A 10,326-nucleotide genomic window follows, 5' to 3' on the forward strand; every position below is an offset into this window, starting at 1 on the left:
AGAGGCGAACAGATAAGGGAGCCGAGGCGAACAGACAGCCGTCGCAGGTCGGCCCTCCGCACGCCGATGGGGCGGGGGATTCGGTGTGTGGCGTCCCCTGGTGGAGACCGATGTGTAACACTTGGGGGGCGGGCGCCCCAAAGGCTTGAGCAAGACCCAAACTTGGTCTCGCGCTCTTCTCCCAATCCCCTTGTCTCCATGCGACCCTGGTCGGTTCTTGCCGCTTTGATGAGCCTGATGGGCCTCTGGGCGCTTGGCGCCCTGCCGGGCGGGCAGGCGCAGTCGCTGCCCGCGGACGCGCCGACGGCCCTGCAGCAGTTCGACACGGACCACTCGACGTACAACATCGACCTCACGACGCTGAAGTCGGGCGGCCCGCCGAAGGACGGCATCCCGTCGGTCGACGCCCCGTCGTTCGTGTCGGTGGGGGCGGCCGAGGACTGGGTTGCCCCGGAGGAGCCGGTCATCGCCTTCGAGCACGACGGCGTGGCCCGGGCCTATCCGCTCCAGATCCTCACGCACCACGAGATCGTAAACGACCGGGTGGCGGGAACCCCGGTGGCGGTCACCTTCTGCCCGCTCTGCTACAGCGCCCTCGTGTTCGAGCGCACCCTCGACGGGGAGGCCGTCGAGTTTGGGGTCTCCGGGCTGCTCCGCAACTCGGACCTCGTGATGTACGACCGCAAGACCGAAACGCTGTGGCAGCAGCTGACGGGCACGGCCATCGTCGGGGACCTCACGGGCCGGACGCTGACGCAGCTCCCGTCCCAAATCGTCTCGTTTCGCCAGTTCGGAGAGGCCCATCCGGACGGCGAGGTGCTCTCCCGCGACACGGGCCACAGCCGCCCCTACGGCCGCAACCCGTACGCCGGCTACGACGACATCAACAACAAGCCCTTCGCCTACGACGGCCCGACGGACGACCGCCTCCCGCCGATGGAAAAGGTCGTGGCGGTGAGCGTCGGGGACCTCCACAAGGCCTACCCCCACTCGACGACGGAGGAAAAGCGGGTGATTCACGACACGATTGGGGAGCACCCCCTGGCGGTCTTTCATGCGCCGGGGGCCGTCTCGGCCCTCGACGCGGCCCGGATCGAGGACTCGAAAGAGACCGGCTCGACCGGGGTGTTTGATCGCCGCGTGGACGGGCGCACCCTGCACTTTGCCTACGCAGGCGACGGGCGCTTCCGGGACGAAGAAACGGGCAGCACCTGGACGGTGACCGGCACGGCGGTCGGCGGGCCGCTGGAGGGCACGCAGCTCGACCGCCTCCAGCACGGGGACTACTTCGCGTTCGCCTGGCTGGCCTTCCGCCCCGACGCCCCGCTCTACGAAGCCCAGGGGGCTTCTTAAAGCCCCGCCCGTGCGCCCTGCGCCGCACACGCCGACTGCCGCACCCGCTGACTTTTGAACGACACCCCTCTATCCTCCATGACGCTTTTCCGTGCGGCACGCCGGCGCCTCTTCGGACTGCTCGTGGGAGGGATGATGATCGCGGGAGGGACGCTTCTCACCGGCTGTGACACGGGCGGGGTGGAGGGCACCGGGGGCGGCGGCAGTTCGGGCTTCAACCTCGACAATTGCACCATCCCGACGGACCGGCTCGTGGACGGTGGGGTCCCCCGAAACGGCATTCCGTCCCTCAACGGCTACACGGCCGGCGACGACCGGCTCGTCGGGCCGGACGCCGAGGACGCCGGCTACCTGGCCGACGGGGACCGCGTGATCGGGCTGCTCTTCGGCGACCAGGCGCTCGCCGTTCCGCACAACATTCTCTGGCACCACGAGATCATCAACATCGACGATTTTGCCGGGCGCACCTTCGCGGTCACGCTCTGTCCCCTGACCGGCAGCACGCTGGCGTTCGACCGGAGCGCGGTGAACGGGGCCGAGTTCGGGGTGTCCGGGCTCCTGTTCAACAACAACCTCCTGATGTTCGACCGCCGCGAGGGAGAGTCGCTCTGGCCCCAGATGAGCCGGGGGGCCCGATGTGGGGCCAACGTCGGCACGGACCTGGACATGCTGCCGGTGATGGTGATGACCTGGGGGCACTGGAAAGAGATCCACCCCGACACGAAGGTCGTCTCCTCGGAAACCGGTCACAACCGCACCTATACGGCCCGAGGGTACCCCTACGGCAACTACAACGCCCCGAACAACGACCGGCTGCTCTTCGACATCCCGATCGACGACCGCCGCCCCCCGAAAGAGCGGCTCCTCGGAATTCCGGTGGAGGACGGGGGCCTCGCGATTCCCTTCGGCGAGCTCGACGATGGGTCCACGGCCCGGGCCGTGGAGGTGACTGCGGGGGGACGAGAGGTCGTCGTCTTCTGGAACCAGGACGCTCGCGGCGCCATGGCCTACCGGCCGATGATCGATGGACAGCCGCTGTCTTTTTCGGCGACGGAGAACGGGCGCTTCGTCGACGATCAGACCGGGCGCACCTGGACGCTCGACGGCCGCGCCCTGGACGGCTCCGCCCGGCTCGATCCGGTGGAGACCGCCTACATGTCGTTCTGGTTCGCGTGGCCCGTCTTTCAGCCGGAGACGGCCCTCTGGACCGACCAAGGGTAGCGCCATGCGCCGTGTCGCCACCATCGTTGGGCTTGCACTTCTTCTGTGGGGCGCCGGTGCCGGCGCGGGCTACGGCCAGTGGGTGGAGGCGCCGGGGACCGGGTGGGTGCAGCTCCAGGTGGCCCACCAAAGCACGCAGGAGGGCTTCAGCCGGACGGGCACGGTCGTGTCCCTCGATGAGCTCGACCCGAGCGCCCGCTCCATCGTTACGACGGCGCGGCTGACCGGCGCGCTCGGCCTCGTTCGGGGGCTCGACACGTGGGTCGACCTTCCCCTTCACCGCCAAGAGTTCAACGGGTCGGGCTCCGACCTCTTGACGACGGGACTCGGGGATCCACGCGTCTTCCTCCGGGCGGGCCCGGCCCTCGTCGGACAGTCGGGGCTGCCGGTGGCGGTGGCCCTCCGCGGGGGCGTCAGGCTCACGACCGGCACCTTCGAAAACGACGCCGAGACGATTTCCCTCTCGCAGGGGCAGCGCGATTGGAGCCTGCTCCTGGAGCTGGGGAAGAGCCTGCACCCGTTGCCGATGTACGTCTCCGGATGGGCCGGGTACCGGTGGCGGGAGGAGAACGAAGCGATTGCCCGCGACCCCGGAAACGAGTGGGTCTTCAACGCGGCGGCGGGCGGCTCCCTGGACCGCTTCGAATGGAAGGTGGCGGTCGACGGCCTGTTTGGGCAATCGTCGATCGACACCCGAACGGGGTTCGAGTTTGCCCCCCGCGAGCTCGTGCAGGTCATCCCGACGGTGGGCTGGCGCATCGGGCCGGGGGCCGTTCAGGCCGGCGTGCGCCTCCCCGTACACGGCCAGTCGACCCGCTCCGACCGCCTCCCGGCGAGCCCGACGTTCACTGTTGGGTACTTCCTCTCGTGGAGCGACCCGCTCTGGAAATAGCGCCCACGGGCGGCCGACGGGGAACGGCCGCGCTCCCACCTACCCCCGTCCCGACCCCGGGAGCGCTTCCACCTCAGAACGGCGCTCGCCGGGTGTTATGATTGGCTGAAGAGCCCCGGTGGCTCTGGCCAGAGACTTGGTCCCGTCGCGGTCGCCTCATACATTGGTCTTGTCTCACAAATCCTTGACATTCGCCCTCACGACGCCATGCGCCGCTGGGACGACCTCGACCTCGAAACGGAAGGCACCGGCATCTCCAAGCCCCTGAGCCGCCAGGTGAACCTGGTGGGGCGCCTGCTCGGGCAGATTGCGGAGGAGCAAAGCGGGGACGCCCTTTTCGAGCACGTCGAAGGGCTGCGGGCCCTCTGCAAGGAGGCGGAGCAGGAGGGCACCCCTGAGAAACGGGAGGAGGCCGCACAGCGGATCTCGACCCTCGACCAGGACACGCTGGAGCGGCTGCTGCACGTCTATACCACGTTTTTTCACCTCGTCAACCAGGCGGAGCAGCAGGAGATCATCCGCATCAACCGCGAGCGCGCCCGACAGTCCGGCCCGACGGAGTGGCCGCTGGGGCCGGGCGAAGAGAACGGCTCGTCGGAGGCAGAGCCGCGCCCGCAGTCGATCGATGCGGCGGTAGCGAGCCTGAAGGCGGAGGGCTACGCCTTCGACGAGGTGGTCGCGTTCTTTCGGCAGCTCGACATCCAGCCCACCCTCACGGCCCACCCCACGGAGGCGCGGCGGCGGTCGGTGCTCCGCAAAGAGCAGCACATCGCCGACCTGCTTGCAACCCTCCGCCGCCCCGACGCCACGCCCGACGAACGCGCGGAGACCCTGGACCGCCTCTACGGCCAGATCGCGTTCCTGCTGGGCACCGACGAGGTGCGGGCCGAGCGGCCCACGGTGCGGGAGGAGGTGGAGCAGGGCCACTACTTTCTGCACGGCTCCATCTGGGACACCATCCCCGCGATCCACCGCGACGTGCAGCAGGCCCTGCGGCGCCACTACGACGCCACCGCCGAACTGCCCGCGTTCCTGCAGTACCGCTCCTGGATCGGGAGCGACCGCGACGGCAATCCCAACGTGACGGCCGACGTGACGCGCTGGACCGTGGCCCGCCAGCGCCGCACCACGCTGGAGCACTACCTCGACGAGATCGACGAGCTGCGCGACGACCTGAGCATCTCGACCCGCCAGCTGACCGTGTCGGACGCGCTTCGGGACTCGCTGGAGCGGGACGCGGCGGCGGTCGACCTGCCCGACGACGTGGAGCGGCAGTACCAGCGCGAGCCGTACCGCCTGAAGCTGTGCTACGTCGAGGAACGGCTCCGCGGCCTGCTCGACCGAGTTGACGCGACGGACGTGGAGGCGATGGCCGGGGACTACACCGCGGACGACCTGCTCGACGACCTCGACCTGATCGCCGAGAGCCTCCACGCCCACGGCTTCGAGAACGCGGCCCGGAGCGGCCAGCTGCACCGCCTCCGCTCGCTGGTGAAGACGTTCGGCTTCCACCTCGCCGCGCTCGACGTGCGCCAGCATAGCGGCGTGCACGAGGACACGGTGGCGGCCCTGCTGGAGGCTGGCGGCGTGACGGAGGACTACGGCGACCTGTCGGAAGAGGACAAGCTGGAGGTCCTGTCCGAGGAGCTCCAGAACCCGCGTCCGCTCGTAAACCCCCACGCAGACCTGCCGCCCGACGCCGCGGAGCTGATGGAGGTCTTTGGCGTGATCCGGGCCATGCACGCGGTCGACCCGGACGTGGTGGGCAGCTACGTGGTGAGCATGACCCACACCGTGAGCGACCTGCTGGAGCCGATGCTGCTGGCGAAGGAGGCGGGCTTGGGCGAGGTGACCGGTGGCAGCTACCAGTGCCCGCTCGACGTGGTGCCCCTCTTCGAGACGATCGAGGACCTGGGCGCCGCCGACGACCGGATGGAGACGCTCTTCACGCATCCGGTCTACGCCGCGCAGCTGGAGGGCCGCGACGGCTTCCAGGAGATCATGCTGGGCTACTCCGACAGCAACAAGGACGGCGGCTACTGGATGGCCAACTGGGCGCTCCACAAGGCCATCCACGCGCTCGGGGTGGTGTGCGACGAGCACGACGTGGATCTCCGCCTCTTCCACGGGCGCGGCGGCACCGTGGGGCGGGGCGGCGGCCACACCTCGCAGGCCATTCAGGCGCTTCCGCCCGTCGTGCACAACGGCCGCATCCGGATGACCGAGCAGGGGGAGATCATCTCGTTTCGCTACGCCCTGCCCGACATTGCGCGGCGCCACGTGGAGCAGATCGTGAACGCGACCCTCACGGCCACGGCCCGGGCCCAAAGCACCTCGCCCCCCGAGAACCCCCTGATGGCCGACAAGGTGTCGATGGAGTCCGACGTGGTCGCGCTCATGGACCGCCTCGCCGAGGAGGGCATGTCGGCCTACCGCGAGTTCATCGACGACCCCGAGGGGTGGCAGTGGTACGCTGCGGCCACGCCCATCGAGCACATCAGCCGCCTGCCCATCGCCTCACGGCCCGTCTCGCGGGCCTCCGAGGGAGAGGAGGTCGAGTTTGAAAACCTGCGGGCCATCCCGTGGGTGTTCGCGTGGACGCAGCCGCGCTACATCGTGCCCGGGTGGTACGGCACCGGCCAGGCCTTCGCCACGCTCATGGACGAGGAGCCCGAGGCCGGCGACGCGCTCCAGGAGCTGTACGAGAACTGGTCCTTCTTCCGGACCGTCCTCGACAGCGCCCAGCGCGAGATGGCCCGCACGCGCCTCCCCATCGCCGAGCGGTACGATGCCCTCGCCGACGTGGACACCTCGTTCCATCCGCGCATTGTGGACGACTACGAGCGGGCCGAGGAGGCCATCCTCGAGATTACCGACCAGGAGACGCTCTTCGGCGGCAACCCGGTCCTCAAGAAATCGATCGAGCTCCGCAATCCCTACACCGACGTGCTCAACCTCCTCCAGATCGAGCTCCTGAAGCGCTACCGGGCGAGCACGGACGCAGAGGAGCAGGAAACCCTCCGCGAGGCCATCTTCCTCAGCATCAACGGCGTCGCCGCCGCCATGCAGAGCACGGGATAGTTTGGGCGGGAGAGTGGAGGGCACGGGAGCGGGGGAGTGGAGAGCGCGCATTCCGATTCTCCTCTTCCCCCTTGCCTCTTCCCTCCAACGACGTACGCTTCGACCGGGGAACAAGTGCGTTTCCCCGAAGCTAAAAGCGGCCCAGTCCTCTCGCCCATCGTCCGGTGCGCCATGGCCGATCCCGACTCGACGCCCAATGCGGAGGTTGTCTCCCCCGTCCAACACGGCACCGGCGCGTTTGAGCAGGCCCTTCAGGCGCTTCTGGGCGAGGGGGGCGAGCCGTCTACGGCCCGCATCCTTTTCCATGGCGGCGCGCGCGAGGGCCGGCAGAAGGCCCTGGCCACGCTCACGCGCCACACCACCGCCAACGTGCACCAGTTCCGGGTGCCGTCCCTGCTGAACGAGCAGCGCATGCAGACCCAGAGTGCCCTGCGCAAGGCCTTCGACCATGCGGCCGAAGAGTCGGCGCTGCTCTATTTTGACGCCGCGGACGCCCTCTTTACGCACTCGCACGTCGACACGCCCAACGACGGAAAGGACCGGGCCGTGCCGTCCACCGTCGAATATTTCTTCGACCGCGTGGTGGCGTACGGAGGGGTTGTCATCATTGCGTTTCAAAAAAAGGCCCACGTCGACTGGGCCGGCGAGCACGTCGATCTCGTCGTTGAGTTCGAATAGCCGCAGGTTGGGAATTTAGAAAGAGGGATCCCAGCTTGCGCGATTGATGTCGGTCACGAAGGAACAGCAGGAGCCCGGTCGGAGGCTCGCTCCGGCCGGCGGTCCTGGACATGAGAATTCCGGTAGGACGGGGACCTACATCTTCAAGAGTCCTGCAAGCTCCCTCGAGGTTAGCACCTGTGTGCGCGCCGGCCCGAAGTCCTCCAGGTCTCGAGTACAGATCACGTCGGTTCCGTATTCGGCGGCTGTCTCACCGATTACCCCATCTTCGAAATCGTCGTACTGCCGGACTGCGCGAACGGCCCCGGCGTGCGAAACCGAGGCCACGTCCAAAAACGACAGGGCTGATTCGATAAAGTCTCTCGCGGGCCCGGGGCCGGCGGTACGTCGTCCAACGTAGAACGTGTTCGTCAGCACGGTCGGCGTGACCGTGCCCTCAACCTTTCCTTCCCGGGACTGGTCGAGAAGAAAAAGTCCCTCTTCCGCGTGAGACCGGTCCAGCAGGATGTCCAGAAGCACGTTCGTGTCGAAAAGAACCGTCATGAGGAACGTCCTGAAGCATGAGGGAGGTGTTGAGGAAGGGCCGCTAGGCGTGGCTCGGGACCCCCGAAGACGTAAGGGGCCTTGGGAGCCTTAAGGGTGGCTTCCCGGCGGCAGCTTTCAAGGATTGTGTTTCTTCTCGATCTCCTCCTCCAGCACCTTCTCTTCCCAGGCCGGATCCTCCGGGTAGGTCGTTCCCTCCTCGGCAAACGCACCGCGCCACCGCCGTGCCCACTCGGAGGGAGCGTAGCCCGACGGCGAGAAGTCCCCCTGGGCCTCGAATGTTGTTCCGCCCTCCTGCCTCTGGGCCTGTTCGCCTTGGGGAGTGTCGTCCTCCTCCGACAGGGCCGTGAAGAAGGTTTCGACGAGGCGGGAGACGCTCGTGCCGCGCTCCTTGGCAATGGTCTTGGCACGGCGAGTCAACCGTTCCTCAACCGATAGGGTGAGCTTCTTTCGGCTCATAAGCCTTTACGTATAGAAGTTTTGATTCCTACGTATGTTGTGCGACCGTCCTCTTCTTTTCCGGTTCCCAACCTGGGGGGATTACGCCGCCTCCAGCCCAACGTCGACGAGGAGAATCTCCGAGGGGCGCTCGATCAAAACGTCAATCGCACCCGCTGCCGTAACCCCGGCGCCGTCGCCGGCCCGAAGCGTCACGGGGCCAACCGAGACCGTCCCCTCCACGACCTGAATCCACGCGCCCCGGTCCGGAGGCACATCGTACGAGACCCGGTCGCCTGGGGAAAACGCGCCGGCGGACACGTACGCGTCGGCATTGACGGGCATGGAGTCGCCACGGCCATCGGGGGAGACGTAGAGACGAAATTGTCCGTCCTGCTCTCCGGGCGGGGGCGTCCGCTCGTGGTAGGCGAAGTCCGTATCGGGCCGGTCGGGCTCAAGCCACAGCTGGTAGTGGGCGAAGGAGAACGTGAGGTAGTTGGTCGACCACCCAAGGTCCTGCACGCCCCGTTCCTCGCTGGGGCGGAGGCGAAGTGGGGAGGAAATCGGTTGTTCGGTCGTGCGGGGCTGCGCGATGGGCCGGTATATGGGTTGGAAGAGGACGCCGGCGGTCGTTGGTGGGGTGTCGGGGGCGAGCCCGGGGACGCACGGCCCCCACGCGGGCCCCACGAAGGGAGGACGTGAGGCCGTTGTGGCAGGGCGTACGTCAAGGAGCGCCCGCTATGCGGCGGCTTCTTCTTTCTCCGGAGCGCCGCCGGTCGACTGCAGCCGGGCGGCGACCCGGGTCACCCGCTCGCCCAGCGACCGGGCGGTTTCGCGCTCGTCCGGCGTGGGGGCGTCCACGCCGCTCTCCTCGCGGGGCATCGTGCCGGGGCCGTAGGGCGAGCCGCCAACCCCCTCGGTGGTCATGATCTGATCGTTCGTCGAGTAGCGGACCCCCACGAAGACCATCCCGAGGTGAATGAGGGGCGCCAGGCTCGTGAGGATGGTCGTCTCCTGCCCGCCGTGAATGGAGCCGGTGGAGACGAACATGCCGGTGGCCTTCCCCTCCAACTCGCCCTCGAACCACATGCCGCCGAGGGTGTCGATGAACTGCTTCACCTGCGCGGCCATGTTGCCGAAGCGGGTGGGCGTGCCCCAGATGATGCCGTCGGCCCAGCGGAGGTCGTCGTGCTGGACGCGGGGAATGTCCTCCATCTCGGCCTGCGCCGCGTCGTAGGCGTCCTGGCCGGACATGGCGTCCCCCGCCGAGGGAAGCTCCGGGATGCGGCGCAGCCGAACGGTCGCGCCGGAGACGTTCCCCACGCCCGTCTCAACCGCCCGGGCGAGCCTGTGGGTCGTGCCGTACGAGGAATAAAACGGAATGACGATGTTTGCGGTGGATTGCGTTTTCATTGTGGTTGGTCTGCAGTTGTGTGTGGAAAGCAGTGAAAAATGCCCTTTTCGTTCTACATTGAAGTGTTCAATGTTGAACAGTACGATCGCAAAAAACTCCTCTGAGTAATGGAAAACGAGGTCACCGGTTGCCCCCCGCGAGAGGCGCGTAGAGATCAGGCGTTGGCCACGCCCAGCTTCTTGCAGAGGCGGCTGAAGGTCTCCAGTTCGTCTGTCTCCAGGGCCTCGAGGGCCTTGACGATCTGCTGGACGTGCTCCGGAAAAATGTCGCCGATTAGCTGCCGTCCGTTTTCCGTCAGGTGAATCTTGACGTAGCGACGGTCCTCCGGGTCTCGCCGGCGTTCGGCGAGGTCGCGCTCTTCGAGGTTGGTGATGATCGTGCTGATGTTGCCTTTGCTCTGCAGGAGCTTCTCGCCGAGGGCGCCCTGGTGCATCGGCCCGAGGTGGTAGAGGGTCTCCAGCACGCCGAACTGCCCCGACGTGAGATCGTGGGCCTTAAAAGTCTGGCTGATCTGTGCGTCGACCGTACTGAAGGCCCGGGCGAATCGAATGTAGGCGGTCAGGGCACGCTCTTCGTCGTCGGTCCCGTCGTAGTGAGTCGGCATGGAACGTGGCGGTCGTTGAGTCGGCGGAGAATCGACGTGCCGAGAGGTCTCGGTATTCCCGAGAGGTCCCTACACACCTGCTATATCCTGCTATGTCTACAA

General features: G+C 67.3%; 10 protein-coding genes. 5 read left to right on the forward strand and 5 right to left on the reverse strand.

From position 1 onward, the window contains the following. Positions 1 to 198: 198 nt before the first annotated feature. The 5 genes from V5A20_RS11015 (at position 199) to V5A20_RS11035 (ending at position 7,225) form a co-directional block, all read left to right on the forward strand. A complete protein-coding gene (locus tag V5A20_RS11015; RefSeq protein WP_332316451.1) occupies positions 199 to 1,353 on the forward strand; it encodes a DUF3179 domain-containing protein in 1,155 nt (384 codons plus the stop codon). A gap of 78 nt (positions 1,354 to 1,431) precedes the next feature. After that, positions 1,432 to 2,574 carry a DUF3179 domain-containing protein gene (locus V5A20_RS11020; protein WP_332316450.1) on the forward strand — a complete coding sequence of 381 codons (1,143 nt, stop codon included), beginning with the start codon at positions 1,432 to 1,434 and terminating at the stop codon, positions 2,572 to 2,574. 4 nt (positions 2,575 to 2,578) lie between these two features. Continuing rightward, positions 2,579 to 3,466: a transporter gene (locus V5A20_RS11025; protein ID WP_332327347.1), complete on the forward strand. Its 888-nt coding sequence runs from the start codon at positions 2,579 to 2,581 to the stop codon at positions 3,464 to 3,466. 207 nt (positions 3,467 to 3,673) lie between these two features. Continuing rightward, positions 3,674 to 6,547 (forward strand): phosphoenolpyruvate carboxylase, encoded by a 2,874-nt coding sequence (gene ppc, locus V5A20_RS11030; RefSeq protein WP_332316448.1) that lies wholly within the window; start codon positions 3,674 to 3,676, stop codon positions 6,545 to 6,547. Between the two features lie 171 nt (positions 6,548 to 6,718). Further along, on the forward strand, positions 6,719 to 7,225 hold the full coding sequence (locus tag V5A20_RS11035; RefSeq protein ID WP_332327348.1) for a hypothetical protein: 507 nt from the start codon (positions 6,719 to 6,721) through the stop codon (positions 7,223 to 7,225). Positions 7,226 to 7,360: 135 nt separating this feature from the next. Here the strand turns inward: V5A20_RS11035 and V5A20_RS11040 are convergent, their stop codons facing one another. The 5 genes from V5A20_RS11040 to V5A20_RS11060 form a co-directional block, all read right to left on the reverse strand. Further along, complete coding sequence (locus tag V5A20_RS11040) at positions 7,361 to 7,768, reverse strand: PIN domain-containing protein (protein ID WP_332327349.1); 408 nt, start codon at positions 7,766 to 7,768, stop codon at positions 7,361 to 7,363. Positions 7,769 to 7,885: 117 nt separating this feature from the next. Beyond that, entirely contained in the window at positions 7,886 to 8,227 is a 342-nt protein-coding gene (locus V5A20_RS11045) for a DUF6364 family protein (protein ID WP_332327350.1), read from the reverse strand. 81 nt (positions 8,228 to 8,308) lie between these two features. Further along, positions 8,309 to 8,893, reverse strand: a complete 585-nt coding sequence (locus V5A20_RS11050) for a pirin family protein (protein ID WP_332316444.1) — start codon at positions 8,891 to 8,893, stop codon at positions 8,309 to 8,311. Positions 8,894 to 8,944: 51 nt separating this feature from the next. Further along, entirely contained in the window at positions 8,945 to 9,619 is a 675-nt protein-coding gene (gene wrbA / locus V5A20_RS11055) for an NAD(P)H:quinone oxidoreductase (RefSeq protein ID WP_332327351.1), read from the reverse strand. A 155-nt stretch (positions 9,620 to 9,774) separates the two neighbouring features. Next, complete coding sequence (locus tag V5A20_RS11060; protein WP_332316442.1) at positions 9,775 to 10,224, reverse strand: MarR family winged helix-turn-helix transcriptional regulator; 450 nt, start codon at positions 10,222 to 10,224, stop codon at positions 9,775 to 9,777. Positions 10,225 to 10,326: the final 102 nt, after the last annotated feature.

Origin of the sequence: Salinibacter sp., assembly GCF_036626415.1 — a bacterium.
GTDB lineage: Bacteria > Bacteroidota > Rhodothermia > Rhodothermales > Salinibacteraceae > Salinibacter.

What these genes read in the sequence shown, in the direction of transcription:
- V5A20_RS11015 (WP_332316451.1), top strand. Translation starts at nt 199, where the DNA reads ATGCGACCCTGGTCGGTTCTTGCCGCTTTGATGAGCCTGATGGGCCTC.
- V5A20_RS11020 (WP_332316450.1), top strand. Translation starts at nt 1,432, where the DNA reads ATGACGCTTTTCCGTGCGGCACGCCGGCGCCTCTTCGGACTGCTCGTG.
- V5A20_RS11025 (WP_332327347.1), top strand. Translation starts at nt 2,579, where the DNA reads ATGCGCCGTGTCGCCACCATCGTTGGGCTTGCACTTCTTCTGTGGGGC.
- ppc (WP_332316448.1), top strand. Translation starts at nt 3,674, where the DNA reads ATGCGCCGCTGGGACGACCTCGACCTCGAAACGGAAGGCACCGGCATC.
- V5A20_RS11035 (WP_332327348.1), top strand. Translation starts at nt 6,719, where the DNA reads ATGGCCGATCCCGACTCGACGCCCAATGCGGAGGTTGTCTCCCCCGTC.
- V5A20_RS11040 (WP_332327349.1), bottom strand. Translation starts at nt 7,768, where the DNA reads ATGACGGTTCTTTTCGACACGAACGTGCTTCTGGACATCCTGCTGGAC.
- V5A20_RS11045 (WP_332327350.1), bottom strand. Translation starts at nt 8,227, where the DNA reads ATGAGCCGAAAGAAGCTCACCCTATCGGTTGAGGAACGGTTGACTCGC.
- wrbA (WP_332327351.1), bottom strand. Translation starts at nt 9,619, where the DNA reads ATGAAAACGCAATCCACCGCAAACATCGTCATTCCGTTTTATTCCTCG.
- V5A20_RS11060 (WP_332316442.1), bottom strand. Translation starts at nt 10,224, where the DNA reads ATGCCGACTCACTACGACGGGACCGACGACGAAGAGCGTGCCCTGACC.